This window comes from Bradyrhizobium sp. OAE829, from assembly GCF_040546575.1.
GTDB lineage: Bacteria > Pseudomonadota > Alphaproteobacteria > Rhizobiales > Xanthobacteraceae > Bradyrhizobium.
Map to the genome: position 1 here is coordinate 7,409,044 of NZ_JBEPOE010000001.1, position 25,374 is coordinate 7,434,417.

Genomic DNA, 25,374 nt, shown 5'->3' on the forward strand with positions numbered 1-25,374 from the left:
TCCTCATCGGCATGCCCGGCCGATTTCCAGGACTGCCAGAGCAGCACCGGGATCAGCAGGCCGAACACGATCACTTCCTTGTAGGAACTGCTCCAGAACGAGGCGAAGCTTTCCATGATGCCGACGAACACGGCGCCGAGCGCTGCGATCGGATAGCTGGTGAAGCCGCCGATGATGGCGCCGATAAACGCTTTCAGCCCGATCATGAAACCGGAATCGTAATAGATCGTCGTGGTCGGGCCGATCAGGATGGCGGAGACGCCGGCGAGCAGCGAGGCAATGAAGTAGGCGATGGTGCCGGTGCGAGCCGGCCGGATACCGACGAGCCGGGCGCCGATGCGGTTGACCGCGGTGGCGCGCAGCGCCCGGCCCGACATCGAGCGCTCGAAGAACAGGAAGAACAGCAGGCTGAGCAGGGCGGCGGTGACCAGCATCAGCAGCACCTGCGCCGATACGATGACACCGCCGAAGCTGTAGATGCCATTGACCAATGGACGAATGCGGAATCCTTCGGCGCCGAAGGCCATCAGGCCCAGTCCGCTGATCGCGAAATGAACGGCCAGCGCGATGATGAGCAGGACCAGCACGGAAGCATCGGGGGCGGGCCGGAACGCGATACGGTCAAGCAGCGGGGCGATCGGCAGCACGAGCGCCAGCGCAAGGATGATCTGCACCGCCTGGGGCAGGGCGTATGATGCGGCGACCCAGGCCAGCACGCAGGGAATAAGCGGCAGCAGGCCATACATGAAAAACGAACGCGGGATCCGCGCGTGTTCACCGGATCGGTAATGACCGGCGGCATCGACTGCGGTCGCGATGACGGCCAGGATCGCGACTACCCAGATCGTGCCCGGCACCCGGCCAAGTTCGAACGCGGCGATCGAGAGCACACAGAACGCGGTGATATCGCCGAAAGGCACGAACACGACGCGGGTGACCGAAAAGATCAGCACGAGGCCGAGGCCCGCCAGCAGGTAGATCGCGCCATTGGCGATCCCATCGAGCAGCAGAATGATGGCGATTTCAGTCGTCATGCGATCCAGCACCTTGATTAGTCAGGTTAATACATTAAATTGCTGTTTGAAATTGATATTTGAGGAGGCATTCTGTGGCCAAAAAACAAGCAGTTTCGGCGCAAATAGCGGCAGTGGTCACGGAGCCGGCCGCCGAGATTTCGCCGATCGAGCAGACCGTGAACGCGTTCGAATATGCCGCCTGGCATTTCGGTTCGGCGTTCGCGCGCTGGCGGCGCGACTGTCTCGGCGCCATGCCAACGAACGCGCTGGGCGGCACGGAGGCCTCGATCCTGCACGTGCTTCATCTCAATGGCACGCCGAAGGGCCTGAGCGATGTGGCGCGGCTTCTGCACCGCGATGACCTTGCCAATCTGCAATACGGGCTGAAGAAGCTGCTTTCGCTGGGCTTTATCGAGAAAGCGAGCAATGGCGCCTCGCGCCGCAACACCACTTACGTGCCGACCGAGCCCGGGCGCGCGATCGTCGACGCTTATCTGCAGCACCGGCGCGACACCCTGGTGCGTCTGGTCGGCAGCATGTCGGGCACCCAGGACGCGCTGCAGCAGGCGACCTCGATCCTCCACGTGATGACCGGTCTCTACGATCAGGCCAGCACGATCCTGTCGAGCCAGATCGGCGACACCCTCGGCCTTCGGCCATAAGGCATGAATTGCAACTTTAATCGGTAAGTTGATCATGTGAATTGCCTCTTGACTGAGGGCATACTGCACGCTTTTATATTTTATGTCTAAAACAATTTTTGTCCGGAATGGCGGATGGCGCGGCTGTGAACAATAAATCAAGCCACGACGCGGGGATGAAGCGGCGGCCATGCCGCCGTCGGCCCGCCATCGCTCCGGTCTCCCACTTCTTCAGTAGCCCGGCCCCCGTCGACTGACCGGTGGCCCAACAGGAGGTAGCGACGATGAGCAGACAGATGATTTCGCGCCGAAACGTTCTCATCGGCGGTGCAGCACTCTCCGGTTTCGTCGCGGCTCCCGCGATCCTTCGGGCGCAGTCCGCTCCCATCTCCGTCGGTTTCGTGACCGGTCAGACCGGACCGGGCGCCTCCATCGGCATTCCCTATTCAAGGGGCATTGCCGCTGCGATGGCTTACCTCGACACGATCGAAGGCCATAAGATCAGGCTGGTCCAGATGGACGACGGCGGCGATCCGTCGGCTTCCACGCGCAATGCCCGCAAGCTGGTCGAAGAAGAAAAGGTCGACCTGTTGATCGGAACGTCAGGCCTGCCGGGATCGGTCGCGATGGCGGCGGTCGCCGGCGAGCAGAAGGTGCCGTTCGTTTCCATCTCGCCGCTTCCCCCGACAGCAGGCAAAGGTGACGGCGGCTTCTGGGCGATTTCGATTCCGCAACCGCCGCCGCTGATGGTCGCAGCCGTGGTCGCGCAAATGCAAAAAGCCGGCATCAAGAGCCTCGGCTATATCGGCTTCAGCGACGCCTGGGGCGATCTTGTCTACAACGCGCTGTCGAAGACTGCCGCGCCGATTGGCATCAAGATCCTGACGGACGAACGCTATGCGCGTCCCGATACCACGGTGACCGCACAAACGCTCAAGATCATGGCCGCGCAACCTGATGCCGTCATGACCGGCGGTTCGGGAACGCCCGGGGCGCTGCCGTTTTTGGCGCTGCGCGAGCGCGGTTTTCGCGGCCCGATCTATGGCACGCATGCCCTGATCAACCCTGACTTCATCCGGGTCGGCGGCGCAGCGGTCGAAGGCGTTCTGGCGCCGACCGGGCCGGTGATCGTCGCCGAACAATTGCCCGACAGCAATCCGGTGAAGAAGGTCGGCCTGGAATTCCGCGCCGCTCACCTCAAGGCCAACAACGTCGCCTCGACCGATGCCTTCTCGGCCTATTCCTTCGACGGCTGGCTGGTTTTCGCCGCCGCGGCCAAGCGCGCGCTCGCGTCGACACCGCCCGGGACGGCTGCCTTCCGGTCGGCGTTGCGCGATGAGCTCTACCGCACCAAGGACGTGGTGGGCTCGCATGGCGTCTACAACTATACCCAGAACGACAATTCCGGTGTCGACGAACGCGCACGCGTCATAGTCACGCTCGAGAAGGGGGCGTGGAAGCTGCTGGCCTGAGCCACGGCCGACAATCGCGCCGCATTCATCAAACGCCGCGCCGCCTTAGGGACGCGCGCGGAAGGAGACGCCTGCCATGAAGCCGATCCGCATCTGGTATCAGAGCTACGTCGATTACGAGAACGGCAAGACCTATTGGGATCGTTTGCGCAAACATCTCGATGACATCGTCGAGCCCGGCACCACGATCGACATCAAGGGCATTACACCGCACGATTCCTATGCCCATGCGATCGTCGAATTCCGTTGCGCGCGCGAAGTGATCTGCAATGCCGTGCGGGCTGAACGCGAGGGATACGATGCCTTCGTGATCGGCCACTTCCAGGATGCCGGTCTCTACGAAGCCCGCTCGGTGGTCGATATTCCGGTTCTCGCACTCGGCGAATCGTCGATGCTCCATGGTTGCCAGCTCGGCCAGCGCAGCGGCATCATCACGATCAATCCCCGCTACATTCCCTGGTTCCACCACCAGATCACCAAATACGGGCTGGAGCGCCGGGTTGCGGGCACCCACGCCATGACGTTCGAGCCGGGGCAGATGCTGAAGGCCTATGAATCGGAAGCGCTGGCGCTCGAGGTCGAGGAGCTGTTCGCCGAACAGGCGCGGCCGCTGGTGGCCAAAGGCGTCGAAGTGCTGATCCCGGGTGGCGGCATTCCGATGCTGCTGTTTGCGGCGCTCCGCAATCACGCGATCGACGGCGCGCCTGTCATCAACGGCATCCCGATCGTGGTGAAGATGGCTGAAATGGCGGTCAAACTTCGCCGTCTCACCGGCCTCGGCGTCAGCCGTGCCGGAGAATTCGTCAAGCCGCCCGCCGAGATCATCGAAGAGTTCATGACGCATCCGAAGCTGGGGTAGCGATCACAACGCAGCAGGCTACAGTTCCGTTCTTACTTTCCAAAGTTCCGGGAAAAGTTCGACCTCGAGCATCTTGCGCAAATAGGATACGCCCGAGGTGCCGCCGGTTCCGCGCTTCAGGCCGATAATGCGCTCGACCGTCGTGACGTGGTTGAAGCGCCAGCGGCGAAAATAGTCTTCGAAGTCGACCAGTTTTTCGGCCAGCTCGTACAGCATCCAGTGTTTGTCGGGAGATGCGTAGACGGTCTTCCAGGCAGCCAGCACCTTGTCATTCGCGGTCCGCGTCGTGCGCCAATCCGTTCGTTGCGCATCTTCGCCGATGTCGAAGCCGTTGCGCGCCAGCAGAAGCAAGGCTTCGTCGTAGAGACTGGGCTCGCCGAGAATTTCTTCGAGTTTCGCGATGACGTCACTGCGGTGGGCATGAGGACCGAGCATCGCAACATTGCGGTTGCCGGCGAGGAACTCGATCGCGCGGTACTGGTACGACTGGAATCCCGACGATTGACCGAGCTGACCGCGAAATTCGGTATACTCGCTCGGCGTCATCGTCCGCAATACGTCCCAGGCGCCCGTGAGTTGTTCGAAGATTCGGGCGATGCGCGACAGCACCTTGAAGGCGTGCTGAAGCTCGTCGTTGTGGATCGCCTTGATGGCGGAACGAATTTCGTGGATCGCGAGCTTCATCCAGAGTTCGGAGGTCTGATGCTGTATGATGAACAGAAGTTCGTCATGCGCACTCGAAAGCGGTTCCTGCGCGTCCAACACGCGTTCCAGATGCAGATAGTCGCTGTAGGACATCCGCCCGTCGAACGACATCTGGGCGCCCTCGCGGGAGGGGTCGTAAGGATTTTCGGTCATGTCACGACAGTCATTTTGCGATACTCCGCGGCATCCCAGCGGCGATTGTTCACGACATCCTCGATCGCATCGACCGCCGCGCGAACCTCGGCCTCGCCGATGTAGAGCGGCGTAAAGCCGAAGCGTATCACATCGGGAGCACGAAAATCGCCGATCACGCCGCGTGCGATCAGCGCCTGCATGATCGCGTAGCCGTTGGCGTGGCGAAACGAAACCTGGCTGCCGCGTTTGTTGCCGTCCCGCGGCGAGGCCAGCGTCAACTCCGGACAACGGGCTTCGACTTCGCGGATGAACAGGTCCGCCAGCGCAATCGACGCCTTGCGGACCTCGTTCATGCTGACGCCCTCCCAGGCATCGAGCGCGGCGTCGAGTGCGGCCATCGCAATGACGGGAGGCGTTCCAACCCGCATTCGTTCGATGCCGGCGCCGGCCCGGTAATCAAGATCGAAGGCAAACGGCGCCTGATGCCCCATCCATCCGGAGAGCGCCGGCCGCGCCATATCGGCATGGTCAGGTGCGACATAGATGAAGGCCGGCGCGCCAGGACCGCCATTGAGATATTTGTAGGTGCAGCCGACCGCGAAATCGGCTTTGGCGCCTGACAGGTCGACCGGAATGGCGCCCGCGGAGTGGGCGAGGTCCCAAACCGCCAATGCGCCGGCGGCGTGCGCTTTCTGCGTCAATGCCTTCATGTCGTGCAGGCGACCGGTGCGATAGTCGACCTCGGTCAGCATCAGCACCGCAATCGTTGCGTCGATGGCGTCTTCGACTTCCTCGGGGGAGACAATCTTGAGCTGATATCCCCGATCGAGCGATCTGAGCAGACCCTCGGCCATGTAGAGGTCGGTTGGAAAGTTGCCGTTGTCGGACAAGACCACACGCCTGCTGGAATTGAGTTCGAGCGCTGCGGCAAGCGCCTGATAGACCTTGATCGACAGGGTATCGCCGATCACCACGGTGCCCTCGGGCGCGCCGATCAGCCGGCCGACGCGGTCTCCGATACGGCGCGGCTGGGCCATCCATCCGGCGCTGTTCCAGCCCCTGATAAGCTGATTTCCCCATTGCTCGGACATCATGCCGCGGACGCGATCGGTCGCCGCAACGGGCAGGGGACCGAGCGAGTTGCCGTCGAGATAGATGACGCCATCCGGGATATGGAACAGGGATCGCGTTCGCTTGAAATCGGTCATCATTGGCCTCGTTCGCAGGCGGCGGATACTCGCATGGCGGCGAATTGTTTCAAGCCCATAAGTTATATGTCTAAAATACTTTTGGACTTGTCCTGCGGGCAGCCGATGTGAGTAGATATCGTCGAACTGAATCATGATCGTAGGCGCCTGCGCCGGCCACTCAAGACCAAACGGAAACCGACCCGCATGATCTTTCATCAGATTTCCGACTGGAACAACGCCTACGCCAATGGCCCCAACATCCCCGGTGGCGAACGCTGGCCGGCGGCCTGGGTGCAACCCGCCCAGACCTATCGCGATGAACTAGGGAGTAGTGGCCGCGCGACGCTTGATATCGGCTATGGGGAGCGGCCGCGAAACCGCTTCGATCTGTTCCGTCCCGAGGGTCAGCCCAAGGGTCTGGTCGTTTTCGTCCATGGCGGTTTCTGGCGCGCCCTCGACAAGAGCTTTTGGTCACACCTCGCGCGCGGCGCCGTCGAAAGCGGCTATGCGGTGGCGATGCCTTCCTACACGCTTTGTCCGGCGGTTCGCATCGCCGATATTACGCGCGAAATTGCCGCCGCGATCGCGCAGGCGGCCTCGATGGTGGAAGGCCCGATTTTCCTGACAGGCCACTCCGCAGGCGGGCATCTGGTCACGCGCATGATTTCGGCGACTTCGCCGCTGTCGGAGCCCGCCCGCGCGCGCATCCGCAATACCGTCTCGATCTCGGGCGTCCATGACCTTCGCCCAATGCTGAAGACCGCAATGAATTCCGATCTGCGGATCGACGACGCCGAAGCGCAAACCGAAAGCCCCGTGCTGTTGCGGCCTTTGCCTGGTGCCCGGGTAACTTGCTGGGTGGGCAGCGCGGAGCGCCCGGAATTCGTCCGCCAGAACGCCTTGCTAGCCAATATCTGGACCGGGCTCGGCGCGCAGACCTGCGCGATCGAAGAACCCGGTCGCCACCATTTCGACGTCATCGACGGCCTGGCCGACCGGAATCATCCGATCGTCCGGACGCTCCTGGCCGATGCCGCGTAGCCTGCGCTTGGTGGTTTATCTGGTGCCGTAAGCGCGGTCGCCGGCGTCGCCGAGACCAGGCACGATGAAGGCATTGTCGTCCAGCCCCTGGTCGATCGCGGCGAGCCAGATCGGAACGTCCGGGTGTATGCCGCGCATGCGCTCGACGCCTTCCGGCGCGCCGATCAGGCACACCAGTCGGATGTCGTTGGCGCCGCGCTCTTTCAGCCGGTCGACCGCGGCGACGGCGGAGTTCGCCGTTGCCAGTATCGGTGAAATCACGATCACCAGTCGCTCGTGCAGATCGCTCGGGGCCTTGAAGAAATATTCGACGGCAACGAAGGTTTCCGGCTCGCGGTAAAGACCGATATGCGCGATACGCGCGGTCGGCACCAGATCGAGCATGCCGTCGGCAAAAGTAATGCCGGCGCGCAATATCGGCGCGAACACCAGCTTCTTGCCCGCGATCTGCGGCGACTTCATGTGCGCGAGGGGTGTTTCGATTTCGACGTCGGCCAGCGGCAGGTCACGCGTGACCTCATAGCAAATCAGCATCCCGATCTCCTTGAGGAGTTCGCGAAACGACTTGGTCGAAATGTCTTTTCTCCGTAACAGCGTTAGCTTGTGCTGTACCAGCGGGTGACTAACGATCGTGACGCCGTCCATGTTGCTAATCCCAAATCTAGAAAACAGTGCCGTCGCTGATAATCTTCACCGGCGGCGAAGCGTCGGCGCGGCGTTCGCGCGCCAGCAATCGACCCGCCGCCCAGCTGCCGCCCTCGAGAATTTTTGCCAATGGCATCGAGGTGGCATCGACTTTGAGCCGGTGTCGTAAACCATCGGCGATGCGGTCAAGCAGCGCCACCGTGAGCGCACGCCATTCCACGACCAGCGGTGACGCAACCTCGTGTTCCCTATGCGCGGATTCCGGATAGCGAAACGCGAGCACGCCGATATCGATGAACAGTCCGCCATTGCGATATTCAGCGAGGCCGGTGAGGCCATCGATATCGGTCACGGTGATGCCGGCCGTTTGCAACGGCTCGATCAGGGAGTAAGCCAGCCATTGCGAGAGCTTGTGCAGCGGCACTAGTCCATTTGTCGCGTCCGCCGTCGTCAATGCCGGATGCTTCCAGCAGTCGCCGAGCGGGATTCCCCCCAGCATCAGCCGCGATGGCCAGATTGGGCCCAGCTGTTGCAGCAACTCCGCAAGAATGGCTGGCGCGGGAAGCTGTCCGCCGTAGGCGAGTTTCGCCAATCGATCGAACAGGCCGCCGGGCCGCGGCGTGTCCTGGCTGCCGAACACATCCGGCTTCGAGACCACCAGCCGGCCCAGCCGGCGCAATAGCTCAGCGCGACCGTCCATTCCGACCAGCGGATTGGTATCCGAGACCTGCATGCCACTCTCGAGGTCGGCGACATCAAGATTTGCAAGGATCTCGCCATCGGTGCGCAGCGGCTCCTGCGGATCGGCCGAGAAAGCGCCGCCGGCGAACATCGCGAGGCTGGCGAGCCCCAATCCTTCCGAACGGCCGATGTCAGATCCGGTTTTCGGATCGTGGTAGCGCCACGACGGTCCGGCGCCGGCATCGAGGAAGACGCTGACGATCGCCAGATCGAATTCGGCCCGGGCGCGGGCCGCCCGGCCGAGCCATTTGGTCCGGCCGGCGATATCGGCCCAGCGATTATCCCCATTGGCAACGAAGTGCCGCCAGCGCGAATGAAAGGGAACGTCGAAGGAGGGATAGGCCTTGCGCGTGGTCTCCAGCACCAGATCGACCGCGCTTTCCATGCGATCGAGATCGACACGGAAATTCGGCAGCCTGTCGTCAAGGCCGATTGCGAGCATGCGATGTGCCCGCTCACGGACCGCGCTGGCGTTCAGCAATGACAACGCGGCCGAAATCTCCGGATCTGCGGGGGACACGGCGCCCTCTCAATATTTTTCGAGCGGGCGGCCGACCGGATTGTCCGGACTTTCCTGCGGCTCGGGCGTGTAGTAGCCGGCGGCTTTCTTTGCCGCGATTTCCACATGCGCGTCGGCCGGGATCATGTCGTCGGGGATAGGCACGCGCTCGACGATTTCGATGCCCTGGCCGGTCAGCGCATCGTGCTTCATGTCGCTCATGGATACGAAGCGGTCGATCCGCTTCAGGCCGAGCCAATGCACCACATCCGGCATCAATTGCTGGAACCGGGCGTCCTGCACGCCGGCGACGCATTCGGTGCGCTCGAAATACTGGGCCGCGGCATCGCCGCCTTCCTGACGCTTGCGCGCGTTATAGACCAGAAATTTTGTGACCTCGCCGAGCGCGCGGCCTTCCTTGCGATTGTAGATGATGATGCCGAGACCGCCGGTCTGGCCGGCGCGCGCGCATTCCTCGATGCCGTGAATGAGGTACGGGCGGCAGGTGCAGATATCAGAACCGAACACGTCGGAGCCGTTGCACTCGTCATGCACGCGGCAGGTGATCTTGGTGCGGTGGTCGGGCAGCTTGGTAACGTCGCCGAACAGATAGGCCGTCGTGCCACCGATCGGCGGCAGGAAAACCTGCAGGTCGGGCCGCGTCACCAGTTCCGGAAACATGCCGGCGGTCTGCTCGAATAGTTGCCGGCGCAGATTGTTTTCGGTGGTCGCGAAGCGCTCCGCCAGGCCCGGCAGATACCACACCGGGTCGATGGCGATCTTGACCACGGAGACGCTGCCGTTCTTGTGCACGACCTCGCCGTCCTGCTTGAGCCGTCCGGCCTTGATCGCGTCCTGCAACTCGGGCAGATCGAGGCGCGCGCGCGTGATGGCGATGCTGGGGCGGATATCGATGCCCTCGGCGATTTCGGTTGCAAAGTTTTCGGCGGCGAGATGCCCCCATGGATCCAGCGAAACGATTTTCTGCGGATCCGACCATTGCGGAAACGGCCCGACGGTTTCGGCGGGGTGGGTGTTGGTAAGGTCCGGACGCCGGATCGGGTCGAGCGCCCCGGAGGAAACGGCCAGTGCCCGATAGACTGAATAGGAGCCGCCATGGGTGCCGATGACGTTGCGGTCCTGCGGGCGCGACACCGTTCCGATCACCGGTCCGCGCTCACGCGCGCTGGCGGCGCCCCAGCTGATTGGAAAGTTGAGCTTGGCACCCGGAGCCGGGTGCGACGTAATGCGAATATGATCAACCCGATTGGAACGAGTCATCGCTACGAACCCTGAAACGGCGACGGCCCGCCTGGACAGACGGGCCTGGTCACACCAACGTTACATTCAGCAGCGGTTGCAGCTGAGAGAGCAATATAATCAAATCTTGGCCGATTACAACGGCGGTCAGAACGCGCCACGGAGGCCTTCCCGGCCTGTTAACCTTTTGGGTGCGGTGCCGCGATGCCTGTTCTTTTGCCCCCGCGGTATTGCAGGGCAGATATCGGCATCGGGCGATGCCTCCCGACTTTACGATCCCGTGTTTCGCGGCGAAGGTGACGTTCAATTGCGGACATCAGCAACGCCCAGGAGACCGCCATGCCAACCGTCGACCTCAACTCCGATCTTGGCGAAGGATTTGGGACTTATCGCTGCGGCGACGATGACGCCATGCTTGCCATCGTCACCTCCGCCAACGTGGCCTGCGGGCTTCATGCCGGCGACCCCGAGGTGATGGCACGGACGTTTGCCATCGCGCGCAAGCGCGGCGTCGCGGTCGGCGCCCATCCCGGGTTTCCGGATCTGTGGGGTTTTGGCCGCCGCCGCCTCCCGTTCTCGAACGGCGAGATCGAGCGGCTCGTCGCCTACCAGATCGGCGCGGCGATGGCGCTTGCGGCTTACGCCGGTCATCGCATCACCTATGTGAAGACCCACGGTGCGCTCGGCAACATCGCCTGCGAGGAACGCGACGTCGCGGACGCGGTAGCGCGGGCGGTTCGGGCGGTCGATCCTAATCTGGCGTTGCTGGCCATTGCGGTGACGGAGCTGGTCGCGGCCGGTGAAGCCGCGGGACTTGAAATTCATCAGGAGATCTATGCCGACCGTGGTTACACCGAAACCGGGCAATTGATCCCGCGCGGCCAGCCCGGTGCGATGATCGAAGGCGCGGAAGAAGCTGCCGCGCGCGTGCTCGCGATGGTGCAGGCGGGAGCGGTGATCACGGCAAGCGGCAAGCATTTGCCGACGCCGATCCGTTCGATCTGCGTTCATGGCGATTCCGATCATGCGGTCGCGACCGCCAGCCTCGTGCGCGAGCGATTGGAAAAGGCCGGTGTTACGCTGAAGCCGTTCAAGCCGATGGCCGCATGACACTGCAGGTCGATCCGCGCTTTCTCGACGCGGGGGAAGCCGCCCTCGTCGTCGAATTCGGTGACGCCGTTGATCCCGTGATTAACGACAGGGTGCTTGCCCTCGACGCGGCTTTGCGTGCCGATTCTCCGACAGGAACGCGTGAATTCGTGCCGACCTATCGCTCGCTGATGATTCACTATGATCCGCTTGGGATCGACAGGGAAACGCTGGTTGCCATCGTGCGCCGTATGATGATGGGTCTTACCGAATGGCGGGGCGAGGGCACCATTTGGACGTTGCCTTGTTGTTACGATCCCGCGCTGGCCGAGGATCTCGACGAGGCCGCCAGGATTCTCGGCCTCACGCGGGATGACGCCGTCGCTTTGCATACGAAGGCGACGTATCGCGTCTATATGTGTGGTTTCACGCCCGGCCAGATCTATCTGGGCGGCGTACCCGAGCCGCTGAAGATCTCGCGCCGCGCGAAGCCGAGGCCGCCGCACGCGGCCGGTGCGGTGTCGATCGGAGGTGGTCTTGGCACCGTCGTGCCGTTCGTGATGCCGACCGGTTGGTATGTCATCGGCCAAACGCCGGAGCGCCTCTTTGCCGCGGAACGCAAGGATGCCTTTCTGATCCAGGCCGGCGATCTCGTGCGGTTCGAACCGATCGATCTTTCGACCTTCCGCGACCTGGCGCAACGCGCCGGGAGCGGCGAAATCGTTGCCCGCAAGCGTGCCGCATGAGGGTTGCTGGTTCGGAAGCGATCGTTCGCATCCTGTCGGCCGGGCCGGGTGCCACGCTGCAGGACGGCGGCCGACATGGCTATCTGCGTTTTGGTGTCACCGCCGCAGGGCCGATGGATCAACTGGCGCATACGACGGCAAACCTTGCGGTTGGCAATCCCGCGGGTGCAACCGCGATCGAAGTGTCCGTCGGTGGGTTAGAAGTGACCGCCGAATCCGGATCGCTCCATATCGCTGTTGCCGGCGGCGAATTCTCGCTCAGCCTCGACGGCAGGTCGCTCCCACCGGCGGTGGTACTCAATCTGGAGGCAGGCGCCGTGCTGAAAATTCGCGCCGGCGGTCGCGGCTCCTGGTGCTATCTGGCAGTGGCGGGCCGCTTTGTCGTGCCAAAGGTGCTGGGCTCTCACGCCACCCACACGCGCACCGGCTTCGGCGGCGTGAACGGCCGCGCGCTTGCCGCGGGCGATCGTCTCGTCATCGAACGATCCGCTTCTCCGACCCCGTCGCTGAGCGCCATCGCAGCACCATGGCTAGACCGTCCCCTCGACGCTATCCGCGTGGTGCTTGGGCCCCAACACGACTACTTCGCCGACGACCAGATCGCAGCCTTTCTTGCCGGGCCCTGGATCGTCTCCGCCAAGGTCGATCGGATGGCGTATTACCTCGACGGGCCCCAACTGACGCACGCGCGTGGCTACAACATCGTGTCTGACGGAATCGCCATGGGGGCGATCCAGGTGCCGGGAGACGGCCGTCCGATCGTTCTGATGGCCGATCGTCAATCCACCGGCGGCTATCCGAAGATTGCGACCATCATCGGTCCCGATCTTGGCCGGCTGGCGCAGGCGCGACCGGGAGCGGTGTTCAGATTCGCGGCTGTATCGATCGACGAGGCGGTTGCGGCTCGCCGCAGCGAGGTGGCGTTGCTGGCGCGTGGGATTGTCGTCGAACCGCTGACACGCACCCATCTCAGTTCGGAGTTTCTGCTCGGCCTCAATCTGATCGACGGTGTCGTCGGGGTTGAGGGCTCCGGATGACGCTAGCCATCAACGCGGTTCAATGCTCAAGCGCCGTCCCGGTCCAGGGCTCGGCTCGCCTGCCGGACTTCGTTCAGGAACGCCTTGGCCAGACGCGATAGAGGCTCCGCCTCAGACCACAGCATATAGGCTACGGCCACGGTCTTCGGCGCGAACGGCCGGACGATAAGGCCCTGGCCGCCGCCCTGGCGCGGCGAAAAGGGATCGACGACCGCGGCACCTACGCCGGCGGCCGCGAGCACGCAGGCCGTATTGCAGTATCGCACCTCGACGGTCGGCTGGAACGGCGCGCCGGCTTGCGCAAAACTCTCGCGCACGGCTTCACCTAGTCGCGTACCGCGCTCCAGCCCGATGAAGGGCAAGCCGACAAGGTCCGAGGCGGAAATGACCGGCTGTTCGGCCAGCGGATGGTTCGGCGGCAGGACGCAGACCATCTCGCCGGTGTGAACCACCTCGTGCGCGATGCCGGGATGATGTGACAGCCCGAGCGCGAAGCCGAGTTCTGCGACCCTGCTCGTGACGCCGTCGATGATTCCCTCGTAGCGCCGCACGTCGAAGAAGACGCGCGTCTGCTGACGGCGGCGCAGGAAGTCCGATAGTGCGTGCGGAATGATGCTATAGGCCAGCGGCGGCGTCGCCACGATCGATAGAAGGCCGGTGCGGCACTCCCGCAAATCGCGCACGCGATTTTCGAGCTTGGCGTGCAGCGCAAAGATCGCTTCGCTTTCCTTGTAGAGCGTCATCGCCTCCGATGTCGGGAACAGCCGGTTGTTGACGCGCTCGAACAGGGCGAAACCCGCCTGTGCCTCCATTGCCTTCAGCGCATTGCTGATCGCCGGCTGCGACAGCGCCAGTTCGTCGGCCGCCGCGACCGTCGTCCGATGGCGGATGACCGCCCGCAGGATCTCCAATTGGCGCAGGTTCATATAACCACCGGTTATTGTCTCGGTGAAAATATCATAGCACGAGTGATTGCGTTTTGGCCCGCGCTTTCGCGTAATCACCTCTGCATCGGGGCGTTGTCGGAGCGGGCTTGTCCGCCTCCTGCGTAAGCAATCCGCTCAGATTGGAGGCAATGTTGGTTCGAGTTCTCCGCGCCGCCGCCGCTCAGATGGGGCCGACGCAAAAAGCGGATCCGCGAGAGCATACGCTTGGCCGGATGCTGGAACTGCTGGAGGCGGCAGCCGCGAGTGGCGCAACGCTGGTGGTTTTTCCCGAACTGGCGTTTACGACCTTCTTCCCGCGATGGCTGATCGAGGGCGAAGCGCTCGAGCATTATTTCGAGCGCGGCATGCCGAATCCGGCCGTGCAGCCCCTGTTCGATCGCGCCCGGGCGCTGCGCATCGGCTTCTATGTCGGTTACGCCGAGCTGACATCGGATGGTCAGCGCTTCAATTGCTCGATCCTGGTCGATGGCGACGGCGAAATTCTCGGCCGCTATCGCAAGGTGCATTTGCCGGGTTCGGTCGAGCCGCGGGCCGGCGCACGCTACCAGCAGCTCGAAAAACGCTATTTCGAATATGGCGACCTCGGGTTTCCTGCCTTTCGGGCGGGCTCCGACTGGCGCAACGCCATCATGGGCATGATGATCTGCAACGATCGCCGCTGGCCGGAAGCCTGGCGCGTGCTGGGCCTGCAGGGCGTCGAGCTGGTGTGTATCGGTTACAATTCCGCGGCCTACGATCCCAACGGCGGTGTTTCCGAAGATGCGGCGCTGCGTACCTTCCATTCAAAGCTCGTCACGCAGGCCAATGCCTACATGAACGCGACCTGGGCGATCGCAGTCGCCAAGGCGGGGAACGAGGACGGCTCCGGACTGATCGGTGGCTCCTGCATCGTCGATCCGAATGGCCGGATTGTTGCAGAGGCGCAGACACTCGCCGACGAGGTCGTCGTCGCCGATCTCGACCTCGATCTCTGTCGCCAGGGCAAGGACAAGATGTTCAATTTCGCCGCGCATCGGCGGCCGGAGCAATACATGGCCATTACCGAGCGCGCGGGCGTTATCGAACCGGTCGATCTCGATGCGATTTAACATGATGCGTCCAGTCGCGGCCGCGGGCCGAAGGAGCTGATATGACACGCCTCTGGTTCTCCGCTGGTTTCGCTGCTCTCCTTGCCATTACAACTGCGCAGGCCGCTGAACTGCCTGAAACAATCAAGCAGGCGGGCACGTTGCGGCTGACGGTCAATTCGACCTACGCGCCCATGGAGTATCGCGATCCGACGACGAACCAGCTCGTCGGGCTCGATATCGATCTTGCGAACGAGCTTGCGAAACGCCTCGGCGTAAAGATCATCTGGAGTGAAACGCCGTTCGCCGAACTCATCCCCTCGTTGCAGACCAAGCGCGCGGATTTCATCATCAGCGGCATTTCAGATCGCGCCTCGCGGCGCGAGACCGCTGATTTCATCGACTATCTGGCGACGGGTCCGCAGTTCTTCGTTCTGGCTGAAAATGCAGCGAAGACCGCCATCGATCTCTGCGGCAAGAAGGTCGGGACCACGCGCAGCACCAGCTTCCCGATCGAGATCGAGAAGTGGAGCAAGCAGAACTGCGAAGCGACCGGCAAGCCCGCCGTGCAATATGTTCCGGGCGAAAACAGCATCGACGTCCGCAACCAGCTCAAGCAGGGCCGCATCGACGCCGCTGTGCAAGGCAGCGAAACCTTGCCCTACGCCCAGGCACAGGAGGCCGGGAAATACCGCATTATCGGTGAGCCGTTCTCCACCGGCTATCAGGGCATCATGTTCCGGAAAGACGATGCGGCGCTACGCGAGGTGGTGACGGAGCATCTCGCCGCGATGATGAGGGATGGTTCGTACAAGGCCATCCTCGACAAATGGGGGCTGGGAGCTAATGCAGTTGCCCAGCCGATGATGAACGCGGCCACGCAATGAGAACGGCGCCCGCGCTGGCCGGAGGCTTCCCCGACATCTCCGGCATGACGGTCGCGCGTCAGGCGCATTGGCAGCGCTGGCTCGCCGCGGCAGCTATTCTCGTGGTGCTGGCGGCGATCGGCCGCGCCTTCGTCAACGGTCAGATTGAATGGAGCTATGTCGGCCGCTTCCTGACTGCGAAGGCGATCCTCGAAGGCATCGTCAACACCATGGTGATGGCGGTGCTCGCGATGTCCCTCGGCATCGTGCTCGGCGTCGTCGCCGCGATCATGCGACTGTCGCCCAATCCAGTGCTCAAATCGGTCGCTGCCGGCTATACGTGGCTGTTCCGCGGCACGCCGCTGATCCTGCAGTTGCTGCTCTGGTTCAACATCGCGCTGGTGTTTCCGACGATCGGCATTCCCGGCCTGTGGGAGGCCCGGGCGGTCGACGTCATGACGCCGTTCCTTTCAGCCCTTCTCGGACTCGGCATCAATCAGGGCGCCTACACGTCCGAAGTGATGCGGGCAGGCATGCTGTCGGTCGACGTCGGACAATATGAGGCCGCCCAGGCGATCGGAATGGGACGATTGCGCGCGCTGCGCCGGATCATTCTGCCGCAGGCGATGCGGGTGGTGACCCCGCCGCTCGGTAATGAATTCATCGGCATGGTGAAGGCGACGTCGTTGGCGAGCGTCATCCAGTATCCGGAGGTGCTGCACGCCGCGGAGAATATCTATTACGCGAATTCGCGCGTGATTGAACTGCTGATCGTCGCCGGCTCGTGGTATCTGCTCGTCGTCTCAATTCTGACGCCCCTGCAGATGCTGCTCGAGCGACGCTTCGCGCGTGGCGCATTGCAGATCACCCGATGACCAAGCCCCTCGTCGCCATCCGATCGGTCAGCAAGAATTTCGGGGAGTTTCAGGCCCTGAACAAGGTCTCGCTGGACGTCCGGGCAGGCGAGGTGCTTTGCCTGATCGGTGCGTCGGGGTCGGGCAAGACGACGCTGCTGCGTTGCATCAACCAGCTTACGCCGGTCGACAGCGGCGGCATCTGGCTCGACGGTGAATTGCTGGGCGTGCGGGAGGAGGGCGGGCGATTGCATCGCCTCACCGAGCGGCAGATTGCGCACCAGCGCCTGAAGACCGGCATGGTGTTTCAGCGCTTCAACCTGTTTCCGCACAAGACGGCGCTGGAAAACATCACCGAAGGTCCGGTGCAAGTGCAGGGCCGCAACCGGGCTGAGGTGCAGGCGGAGGCGATGGAGCTGCTGCGGCGCGTCGGACTGGTGGCGAAAGCCGATGCCTATCCCTCCCAGCTTTCCGGCGGACAGCAGCAGCGGGTGGCGATTGCCCGTGCGCTTGCCATGAAGCCGATGCTGATGCTGTTCGACGAGCCGACCAGCGCGCTCGATCCCGAACTGGTCGGCGAGGTGCTCAGCGTCATGAAGGAACTTGCCCGCAGCGGCATGACGATGATGGTGGTGACGCACGAACTCGGCTTCGCGCGCGAGGTGGCCGACACCGTCATCTATATGGACCATGGCGCGATCGTGGAGTCCGGGCCCGCCGCCGAAGTTCTCGGCGCGCCCCGTGAGGTGCGCACGAAATCGTTTCTTTCCGCGGTGATCTGATGGGGACATTTTCATGATCAAACGTATTCTTGCAGCGGCGTTCCTCTGTGCCGCCGATAGCTCAGCCATGGCGGTCGAGCTGCCACCAGAAATCGCAAAGCAGGGCAGCATCAAGGTTGCGATCGTGCCGAACTATCCTCCGTTGGAATTCAAGGATCCGGCGACCAACACACTGGCCGGTTTCGACGTCGAGCTTGGCGAGGCGCTCGGCCGCAAGCTCGGGCTCAAGATCGTCTGGCAGGAAACCAGTTTCGACCAGATGATGCCCGCGATTGCGACGGGGAGGGTGGATGCGATCCTGTCCGGGATGACCGACATGGCAAGCCGGCAGGATACGGCGACCTTTGTCGACTACCTCCGCAACGGTCCGCGCTTCTTTGTGCAGCAATCGCGCGCAGCCGAGTTCAAGGACACGAAGGCGTTTTGCGGAAAAAAGGTCGGTGCCAGCCGGCGCACGTCGTTTCCGAAACTGATCGCCGCCTGGAGCGACGCGAATTGCGGCGGCAATCCGATCGTATACGTCGGCACCGAAGGCTCGGCCGATGCCCGGACCCAGCTCAGGCAGGGGCGACTCGACGCGGCCGTTCAGGGCGGCGAGACGCTTCCCTACATAATGGACCTCGAGCCCGGGACTTATGTTCCGGTCGGCGAGGTTTTCGCGGTCCAGTTCACAGGACTTGCCTTGGGTGTGAAGGAGACGGTGCTTCAGAAGGCGTTCGTGGAGGCCCTCGACGGCTTGATCGCCGATGGCTCCTACCGCGCGTTGCTGGCGAAATGGAAATTGACCGACTACGGCGTAGAAAAGGCGATGATCAATGCAGGACAGTAAAGCGCTCGCGAGCATTCCTCTGGTTCCGGCGAACACCGCGCCGATGGCGCCGGAGTATCCCTGGCCCAAACCCCATACCTCGGCGATGTTCCTCTCCTTCGACGTGGATGCGGAAAGCGCCTGGACCAGCAAGGACGCAGCCCATGCCCAGCGCCTGATCACGATGAGTTACGGCGGCTACGAGGCGCGCGTCGGCACGCCGAAGCTGCTGGAACTGCTCGATCAGCTTGACCTGAAGGCGACGTTCTTCATCACCGGCTGGTCGGTGGATGCGCACCCAGCGATGGCCGAGGCCATTCTCAAGGCCGGTCACGAGATCGGCCATCACGGCTATCACCATTTGCTGCCGGATCCGGGCGATCCCTGGATTGAGGAAGAACTGGAGCGGGGTTTTGAGGCGCTGAAGCGCCGGCTCGGCGTCAAGCCGACCGGCTATCGGGCGCCTTACGGCGAATTCACCGAAGAATTGCGCGTGGCACTGGTGCGCCACGGCATCGTCTACACCTCCTCGTTTCGGGACGACGTGCGGCCTTACCGCCATCAGCTGGCGGATGGCCGGCCGGGCACGATCGAGCTTCCGGTGACCGCAAGCTACGACGACTGGATGCACGGGCTGTCTGCCCGATTCAGCCCGCGGCCGATCTTTCCGAAGGAGCACGTGCTCTCGATCTGGAAGGATGAACTCGACGAGGTCAGGGATTGGGGCGCGATGGTCACGACCGTGCTGCATCCGCAATGCAGCGGCCGCCCGATGCGGCTGCGCCTGCTGCGGGAATTCCTCACCTACGCCAAATCCTGCCCGGATTTGTGGATCACGACCGGCGAGGCGATCGCGGCGAATTTCAGCCGTCACGAAGCCGCCGCACGCTGAGACCCGCGGCGCCGATCAATTATTCCAGGAGTCCTCGATGATTGTTTCCCGCCGCTCACTCTTGAAGGCCGCGGCCGTAGCGCCGGCGCTGTCGCTGCCGGGGACCGTGCGGGCGCAGTCACAGACCACCCTGCGCTTCATTCCCGTGATCGATCTGACCTTCATCGATCCGATTTACTCCACAGCGCAGGTCTCCCGTAATCATGGATTCATGGTCTACGACACGCTCTACGGCATGAATTCGGCGCTTGAGGTCTCGCCGCAGATGGTGTCCGGGCATGTCGTGTCCAATGACGATAAGCAGTGGGAGCTCACATTGCGCGACGGCCTGCTATGGCATGACGGTGAGCGCGTGCTGGCGCGGGATTGCGTCGCCAGCATTCGCCGATGGGCAGCCCGCGACGGATTCGGCGCCGAACTGATGGCGGCGACGGATGAACTGTCGGCACCGGACGACCGCACCATCCGTTTTCGGTTGAGCCGGCCTTTCCCCCTGTTGCCGGCGGCGCTCGGCAAGGCCGCGATCCAGGCGCCGTTCATGATGCCCGAACGGCTGGCGAGCCAGGATCCGTTCAAGCCGCTGACCGAGGTGGTCGGCAGCGGTCCCTTCCGTTTCGTGGCAGACGAGCGCGTGCAGGGCGCGCGCAATGTGTACGCCCGCTTCGATCGCTATCAGCCCCGGCAGGATGGCAAGCCGGATTGGACCGCCGGTCCCAAGATCGTTCACTACGACCGCGTGGTCTGGACGACGATGCCGGATGCGGCGACAGGGGTCGCTGCGCTGCAAACGCGCGAACAGGATTGGCAGGAAACAACGCCGCACGATTTGCTGCCGGTGTTGAAGCGTAGCGGCGTCACCACGCGGATTCTCGACCCGCGAGGCTACACCTGCATGTTGCGGGTGAACCATCTGCAGCCGCCCTTCGACAATCCGGCTATCCGCCGCGCGCTGCTCGGTGCGATCGACCAGTCCGCCTTCATGACGGCGGTTGCGGGCGAAGATCCCGTCTATCAAACCGCGCCGATCGGCTTCTTTGCGCCGGGGACGCCGATGGCGAGCGATGTCGGCCTGAACGTGTTCCGCGGGCCGCGCGACATGGCGAAGGTCAAGGCCGATCTGAAAGCGGCCGGCTACAATGGCGAGAAGGTGGTGCTGCTCGTCCCAACCAATTCGCTGGCACAAAAGCCGCTCGGCGACATCGCTGCCGACATGCTGCAGCAGGCCGGCATGAACGTCGAATATGCCGGACTGGATTTCGGCATCGTGCTGCAGCGGCAGTTGAAAAAGGAGCCTGTCGCCCAGGGCGGCTGGAGCGCCGGTGTCGGCAACTGGCAGGGCATCGATTGGCTCAACCCGGCCGGCAATTCGAACCTGCGCGGCGACAGCAAAGTGGCCGGCTGGTACAAGAGCGAGAAGATGGGCGCGCTCCGAAGCCAATGGCTCGCGGCTCCCAATCTTGCCGAGCAACAGCGGATCTGCCGCGATATCCAGGCCTTGTCGTTCGAGGAAATTCCCTATTTCCCGATCGGCCAGTATAAACAACCGACCGCCTACCGCTCTGGTATCACCGGCATCCTCGACGGCACGGCCGTGTTCTGGAATGTGAAACCCGCATGAGCACGATCGCAATCTTCGGCAGCTATGTGTTGTCGCGCAATGACGGTGCGCAGGAGGTGCTGCGCGATCATTGGGTGCTGCTCGAAGGCAAGCGGATCGCCGCCGTCACGCGCGACCGTCCGTCTGCCACTGAGGTGTTTGACCGACCGGGCCGTTTCGTGCTGCCCGGGCTTTTGAACCTGCACAACCATTGTTTCAGCGAAGCTGTCGCCCGGACCCACACGGAGGACGGCAACGGTCGCAAGAATAATCAGAGCATCGTCTATACGGTGCTGCTGCCGCTGACCAAGCGCGGCGCCGACATGCTGTCGCCTTCGGAACGCCTTGCCATCGCACGACTCGGCATTCTGCAATTGCTGAAGGGCGGCGCCACGACCGTTATGGAGCCGTTCCGCAACACCATCCCTGAAATGTTCGACGCCGCCGAGGAGATGGGCATCCGCTTCTATGGGGCGCCGTATCTGTTCTCCACGTCGGACGCCAAGGCTGGGCCGGACGGCGTGGTGCGCTACGCCGGCGATGACGGCCAGGCCGATATGGATACCTGGAATGCGCTGTACCATCGCTGGAACGGGCGCGGCGATGGGCGGATCGGCCTTGCGATGAGCCCGCACGCGACCGACACCTGTGGTCCGGATCTGTTGCGGGCATGTGCCGCCCGCGCGCGCGAACTCGGCATTCCCATCACCACTCATCTCGCGCAAAGCCAGGCCGAAGTCGCGACGATCGGCAGCCGTCACGGTGGCCGCACGCCGGCCGAATACCTCGACTGGCTGGGCCTGCTGGCGCCGGACCTACTGGCCGCGCACTGCATCGCGAGCAGCGATGGTGATTTGAAGCTGATGGCGGCGAGGGGCGCCACGGTGCTGAACTGCCCGCGCGTGTTTGCGCGTGCAGGCGTTACCGCGGCGTTCAGCCGGTTCGCCGAGCACGGCGTCCGGACGGTGGTCGGAACCGATGGCTACAACATGGACCTGCTCGGCGAACTCAACGCGGCGTCGATGATCTCGAAGATCGTGTCCGCTCGGCCCGACGTCGCCAATGCACCCGAGTTGATCGAGTCGGTCACGGCAACCGCGGCCGCGGTCATCAAGCGACCGGATCTCGGGATCATCGCCCCGGGTGCAACGGCTGACCTCACCGTCGTCGATTTGACCCATCCCCATCTGCAGCCGCTGTTCGATCCGCGGCGCGGGCTGGTGGCGCTTGGCAATCGCGCCAATATCGACCAGGTCATTGTTGACGGGCGTGTGCTGATCGATGGCGGCCGGTACATTCACGGCGACGAGGCCGCGACGATCTCGGCGGGAACCGCCGCGATCGGCAAGATCTGGGATTTGCCAGAAGCCCAGGCGGCCTTTAATGGCTGACGGTCCGCACACGCGCAGTGTTGGAGGGGCGTGACACGCTCCCGCTGCTTCCTTGACCGTCATATCAGGAGTTCGCAATGCCTTTCGATTTGATCTTGCGCGGCGGTCGAGTAATTGACCCATCCCAAAAACTCGACGCCGTGACGGATGTGGCATTTGCCGGTGGCAAGGTGGCCATGGTCGGAAGCGACCTCAAGGCCGATCCCGGCACCGACGTGCGCGACGTCTCAGGTTACATCGTCACGCCGGGCCTGATCGATCTGCATACGCATGTTTATTGGGGCGGCACCTCGCTCGGCATCGACGCCGAGGAATTCTGCCGCACGTCGGGCGTCACCACGGCGGTTGATACGGGTAGTGCCGGCCCAGGAAATTTTGCCGGCTTCCGAAAGCACGTCATCGAGCCGAGCCAGGTCCGTATTCTCGCTTATCTGCACGTCTCGCACGCCGGCATCTTCGGCTTCTCGCATCGGGTCATGGTCGGCGAGAGCGAAGAGCTCCGGCTGATGAATCCGATCGACGCCGCCACGGTGGCGGATCAAAATCGTGATCTCATCGTCGGCATCAAGGTGCGGGTCGGTCTCCACGCCTCCGGTACCTCGGGGATCGTGCCGCTCGACATCGCGCTTGAGGTCGCCGAACAGGTCGGCATGCCGTTGATGGCGCATATCGACCATCCCCCGCCAAGCTACGAGGAGGTGCTCGCGCGGCTGCGCCCCGGCGACGTCCTCACCCACGCATTCCGGCCCTTTCCCAATACGCCCGCCACGGCCCAGGGCACGGTCAAAAGGGCGGTGCTGGAGGCGCGCGAACGCGGCGTGTTGTTCGACATCGGCCACGGCAAGGGCTCCTTCGCCTTCAAGACCGCCCGGGCGATGCTCGCCAACGGCTTTTATCCCGACACCATCTCTTCGGATGTCCATCTGCTGTGCATCGACGGCCCAGCCTTCGATCAGGTGACGACCATGTCCAAGTTCCTGTGCATGGGAATGCCGCTCCCTGAGGTGGTCGCCGCGTCAACCGTCAATGCCGCGATGGCGCTGCGGCGTCCCGAACTCGGCAGCCTGAAGCCGGGCAGCGCCGGAGACGCCACCCTGATCTCGATCGCGCAAGGGCAGTTTGACTATGTCGACGTCATCGGCGAGCATCTGATCGGCGACCGCAAGATCGTCTCCGAAGGCGTCGTCATTGGCGGTCGCTGGTGGCACCCGAAACCATCGGAGAAGTTCAAGCAACTCGCAGCAGGTTTACCGGCCCTGGATGATGCATCGCTCGAAGACGTGATCGCTCGAAAAATGCGTCTTCGTTCATGATCGACCTGACTTTTGGCAGCGGAACAACCTGGCCCCGCTGGCATACCATTTGCACGCAAAGGAAGCTGATCGCTATCATCTGATTGGCCTGTTTCACCTCACCGGCGCCGAACCCTCGGCCCATGAGACAGGCGGAATCGTTCATCACAACCCAAAACCGGGGAGAGCACCATGGATCGCAGGACGCTGTTGAAGGGATTTGCCGGGGTAGGCAGCCTGGCTGCAACGGGTGGCTTGTCGATGCCGGCCCTTTCCCAAGGCGCCGCGGCGCGCACCTTGCGCTTCGTGCCCCAAGCCAATCTTGCGAATTTCGATCCCATTTGGGGGACCCAGTATGTCGTGCGCAACGCCGCCGCGATGGTGTGGGACACCCTCTATGGCGTCGATGCGACGCTGCAGCCGCAGCGCCAGATGATCGAGTCCGAGGAGACCTCCGATGACGGTCTGGTCTGGACCTTCCGGCTCCGGCCGGGGTTGAAGTTCCATGACGGCGAGCCGGTGCTGAGCAAGGATGTGGTGGCGAGCCTGACGCGTTGGTCGGCGCGCGATCCGATGGGGCTGATGCTCAAGGCGCTTCAGAACGAGCTGGTCGCCGTCGACGACAGGACCTTCAAGTGGTCGCTGAAGGCGCCTTATCCGAAGATGCTGCTGGCGCTGGGCAAGAACAGCACGCCCATCGCCTTCATCATGCCGGAGCGCCTCGCGCAGACCGATCCGTTCAAGCAAATCCCCGACTATATCGGCTCGGGCCCGATGAAATTCGCGAAGAGCGAGTGGGTGCCCGGCGCCAAGGCGGTGTTCGAGAAATTTGCCGATTACACGCCGCGGCAGGAGAAGGCGTCCTGGCTGGCCGGCGGCAAGCAGATGCTGATCGACCGCATCGAATGGGTGGTGATCCCGGATCCCGCTACGGCGGCCGCAGCACTTCAGAACGGCGAGGTCGATTGGTGGGAAAATCCGATCACCGATCTGGTGCCGTCACTGAAGAAGAACCGCAACATCAACGTCGACATCGCCGACCCACTCGGCAACATCGGCTCGTTCCGGATGAACCATCTGCATCCGCCCTTCAACGATGTGAAGGCGCGGCGCGCCGTGCTCACCGCGCTGAGCCAGGAAGATTACATGCGCGCGCTGGTTGGAGATGACCCCGCGCTCTGGAAGCCGCTGCCGGGCTTCTTCACGCCGGATACGCCGCTCTACAGCGAGGCGGGCGGCGAGATACTGAAAGGCAAGCGCGACCTCACAGTGGCCAAGAAGCTCTTGGCCGAGAGCGGTTATTCGGGACAGCCGGTCACTTGCCTGGTGGCGCAGGATCAACCGATCACCAAAGCGTTCGGCGATGTCACCGCCGATCTTTTGAAGCAGATGGGGATGAATGTTGATTTCATCGCGACAGACTGGGGCACGGTCGGTTCCCGCCGCGCCCAGAAGACGCCTCCGGGCCAGGGGGGCTGGCAAGTATTTCACACCTGGCACGCCGGCGCGGATTGCGTCAATCCGGCGGTCTACAATGCTGTTCGAGGTACTGGCGACAAGGCGTGGTTTGGCTGGCCCACGAGCGAGGCCGTGGAAAAGGAAGTCACGGCCTGGTTCGGCGCCAAGAATCTCGATGAGGAGAAGGCCGCGGTGGGGCGCCTCAACAAGGCGGCGCTAGAGGACGTCGTCTATGCGCCGACCGGATTCTTCCTGAGCTATACGGCGTGGCGCAAGAATGTCTCCGGCATCGCGAAGGGGCCGCTGCCGTTCTTCTGGGGCGTGTCGAAGACCGCATGATGGGA

Annotated in this window: 22 protein-coding genes and 2 pseudogenes; 17 read left to right on the plus strand and 7 right to left on the minus strand. The window is 63.1% G+C overall.

Annotated features, from left to right (window positions below):
* Nucleotides 1–56 precede the first annotated feature (56 nt).
* Nucleotides 57–1,034, minus strand: a pseudogene (locus ABIE49_RS40140) (branched-chain amino acid ABC transporter permease); the annotation flags it as partial.
* Nucleotides 1,035–1,108: 74 nt separating this feature from the next.
* On the opposite strand from ABIE49_RS40140, the gene ABIE49_RS35315 reads away from it, so the two are divergent.
* From ABIE49_RS35315 to ABIE49_RS35325, 3 genes are all read left to right on the plus strand, one after another.
* The gene (locus ABIE49_RS35315) at nt 1,109–1,678 is read left to right on the plus strand and encodes a winged helix DNA-binding protein (protein ID WP_192734444.1); all 570 of its coding nucleotides are present in this window, start codon (nt 1,109–1,111) and stop codon (nt 1,676–1,678) included.
* Nucleotides 1,679–1,941: 263 nt separating this feature from the next.
* Nucleotides 1,942–3,129: an ABC transporter substrate-binding protein gene (locus ABIE49_RS35320; protein WP_354067133.1), complete on the plus strand. Its 1,188-nt coding sequence runs from the start codon at nt 1,942–1,944 to the stop codon at nt 3,127–3,129.
* Between the two features lie 76 nt (nt 3,130–3,205).
* On the plus strand, nt 3,206–3,988 hold the full coding sequence (locus ABIE49_RS35325) for an aspartate/glutamate racemase family protein (RefSeq protein WP_210337133.1): 783 nt from the start codon (nt 3,206–3,208) through the stop codon (nt 3,986–3,988).
* An 18-nt stretch (nt 3,989–4,006) separates the two neighbouring features.
* On the opposite strand, the gene kynA is transcribed toward ABIE49_RS35325, so the two are convergent.
* Together kynA and kynU are read right to left on the minus strand one after the other, a co-directional pair.
* Nucleotides 4,007–4,846, minus strand: a complete 840-nt coding sequence (gene kynA / locus ABIE49_RS35330) for a tryptophan 2,3-dioxygenase (protein WP_192734445.1) — start codon at nt 4,844–4,846, stop codon at nt 4,007–4,009.
* Nucleotides 4,843–6,036, minus strand: a complete 1,194-nt coding sequence (gene kynU, locus ABIE49_RS35335) for a kynureninase (RefSeq protein WP_192734446.1) — start codon at nt 6,034–6,036, stop codon at nt 4,843–4,845. The genes kynA and kynU overlap by 4 nt, the downstream gene beginning before the upstream one ends.
* Nucleotides 6,037–6,222: 186 nt before the next feature.
* On the opposite strand from kynU, the gene ABIE49_RS35340 reads away from it, so the two are divergent.
* The gene (locus tag ABIE49_RS35340; protein WP_192734447.1) at nt 6,223–7,059 is read left to right on the plus strand and encodes a hormone-sensitive lipase; all 837 of its coding nucleotides are present in this window, start codon (nt 6,223–6,225) and stop codon (nt 7,057–7,059) included.
* A gap of 15 nt (nt 7,060–7,074) precedes the next feature.
* Here the strand turns inward: ABIE49_RS35340 and upp are convergent, their stop codons facing one another.
* From upp to ABIE49_RS35355, 3 genes are all read right to left on the minus strand, one after another.
* Nucleotides 7,075–7,704: a uracil phosphoribosyltransferase gene (gene upp / locus ABIE49_RS35345; protein WP_192734448.1), complete on the minus strand. Its 630-nt coding sequence runs from the start codon at nt 7,702–7,704 to the stop codon at nt 7,075–7,077.
* Nucleotides 7,705–7,720: 16 nt separating this feature from the next.
* Complete coding sequence (locus ABIE49_RS35350) at nt 7,721–8,887, minus strand: DUF1688 family protein (RefSeq protein ID WP_210337162.1); 1,167 nt, start codon at nt 8,885–8,887, stop codon at nt 7,721–7,723.
* Nucleotides 8,888–8,974: 87 nt separating this feature from the next.
* The gene (locus ABIE49_RS35355) at nt 8,975–10,225 is read right to left on the minus strand and encodes a GTP cyclohydrolase II (protein ID WP_192734449.1); all 1,251 of its coding nucleotides are present in this window, start codon (nt 10,223–10,225) and stop codon (nt 8,975–8,977) included.
* Between the two features lie 318 nt (nt 10,226–10,543).
* Here ABIE49_RS35355 and ABIE49_RS35360 point away from each other — a divergent pair, with 318 nt between their 5' ends.
* From ABIE49_RS35360 to ABIE49_RS35370, 3 genes are read left to right on the plus strand one after another with little or no spacing between them, the layout of a single operon-like run.
* Nucleotides 10,544–11,314 carry a 5-oxoprolinase subunit PxpA gene (locus tag ABIE49_RS35360; protein WP_192734450.1) on the plus strand — a complete coding sequence of 257 codons (771 nt, stop codon included), beginning with the start codon at nt 10,544–10,546 and terminating at the stop codon, nt 11,312–11,314.
* Complete coding sequence (locus ABIE49_RS35365; protein ID WP_192734451.1) at nt 11,311–12,039, plus strand: 5-oxoprolinase subunit B family protein; 729 nt, start codon at nt 11,311–11,313, stop codon at nt 12,037–12,039. Before ABIE49_RS35360 ends, ABIE49_RS35365 begins: the two co-directional genes overlap by 4 nt.
* Nucleotides 12,036–13,076, plus strand: a complete 1,041-nt coding sequence (locus ABIE49_RS35370) for a 5-oxoprolinase subunit C family protein (RefSeq protein ID WP_192734452.1) — start codon at nt 12,036–12,038, stop codon at nt 13,074–13,076. Before ABIE49_RS35365 ends, ABIE49_RS35370 begins: the two co-directional genes overlap by 4 nt.
* 26 nt (nt 13,077–13,102) lie before the next feature.
* Here the strand turns inward: ABIE49_RS35370 and ABIE49_RS35375 are convergent, their stop codons facing one another.
* A complete protein-coding gene (locus tag ABIE49_RS35375) occupies nt 13,103–14,002 on the minus strand; it encodes a LysR family transcriptional regulator (RefSeq protein WP_192734453.1) in 900 nt (299 codons plus the stop codon).
* Nucleotides 14,003–14,151: 149 nt separating this feature from the next.
* On the opposite strand from ABIE49_RS35375, the gene ABIE49_RS35380 reads away from it, so the two are divergent.
* The 10 genes and pseudogenes from ABIE49_RS35380 (at nt 14,152) to ABIE49_RS35425 (ending at nt 25,369) form a co-directional block, all read left to right on the plus strand.
* Nucleotides 14,152–15,111 (plus strand): N-carbamoyl-D-amino-acid hydrolase, encoded by a 960-nt coding sequence (locus ABIE49_RS35380; RefSeq protein WP_192734454.1) that lies wholly within the window; start codon nt 14,152–14,154, stop codon nt 15,109–15,111.
* Between the two features lie 41 nt (nt 15,112–15,152).
* Nucleotides 15,153–15,977, plus strand: coding sequence for an ABC transporter substrate-binding protein (locus ABIE49_RS35385; RefSeq protein ID WP_192734455.1), 825 nt, complete (start codon nt 15,153–15,155; stop codon nt 15,975–15,977).
* Nucleotides 15,974–16,831 (plus strand): amino acid ABC transporter permease, encoded by an 858-nt coding sequence (locus ABIE49_RS35390; RefSeq protein WP_192734456.1) that lies wholly within the window; start codon nt 15,974–15,976, stop codon nt 16,829–16,831. The genes ABIE49_RS35385 and ABIE49_RS35390 overlap by 4 nt, the downstream gene beginning before the upstream one ends.
* On the plus strand, nt 16,828–17,592 hold the full coding sequence (locus tag ABIE49_RS35395) for an amino acid ABC transporter ATP-binding protein (protein ID WP_192734457.1): 765 nt from the start codon (nt 16,828–16,830) through the stop codon (nt 17,590–17,592). The genes ABIE49_RS35390 and ABIE49_RS35395 overlap by 4 nt, the downstream gene beginning before the upstream one ends.
* 16 nt (nt 17,593–17,608) lie before the next feature.
* Nucleotides 17,609–18,421, plus strand: coding sequence for an ABC transporter substrate-binding protein (locus tag ABIE49_RS35400; protein ID WP_354067695.1), 813 nt, complete (start codon nt 17,609–17,611; stop codon nt 18,419–18,421).
* The gene (locus ABIE49_RS35405; RefSeq protein ID WP_192734459.1) at nt 18,408–19,292 is read left to right on the plus strand and encodes a polysaccharide deacetylase family protein; all 885 of its coding nucleotides are present in this window, start codon (nt 18,408–18,410) and stop codon (nt 19,290–19,292) included. Before ABIE49_RS35400 ends, ABIE49_RS35405 begins: the two co-directional genes overlap by 14 nt.
* A 37-nt stretch (nt 19,293–19,329) precedes the next feature.
* Nucleotides 19,330–20,910, plus strand: a complete 1,581-nt coding sequence (locus tag ABIE49_RS35410) for an ABC transporter substrate-binding protein (protein ID WP_192734460.1) — start codon at nt 19,330–19,332, stop codon at nt 20,908–20,910.
* Nucleotides 20,907–22,280 carry an amidohydrolase family protein gene (locus ABIE49_RS35415; protein ID WP_192734461.1) on the plus strand — a complete coding sequence of 458 codons (1,374 nt, stop codon included), beginning with the start codon at nt 20,907–20,909 and terminating at the stop codon, nt 22,278–22,280. Before ABIE49_RS35410 ends, ABIE49_RS35415 begins: the two co-directional genes overlap by 4 nt.
* A gap of 77 nt (nt 22,281–22,357) precedes the next feature.
* Nucleotides 22,358–23,491, plus strand: a pseudogene (locus tag ABIE49_RS35420) (amidohydrolase/deacetylase family metallohydrolase); the annotation flags it as partial.
* Nucleotides 23,492–23,764: 273 nt separating this feature from the next.
* Nucleotides 23,765–25,369, plus strand: a complete 1,605-nt coding sequence (locus ABIE49_RS35425; RefSeq protein WP_192734462.1) for an ABC transporter substrate-binding protein — start codon at nt 23,765–23,767, stop codon at nt 25,367–25,369.
* Nucleotides 25,370–25,374: the final 5 nt, after the last annotated feature.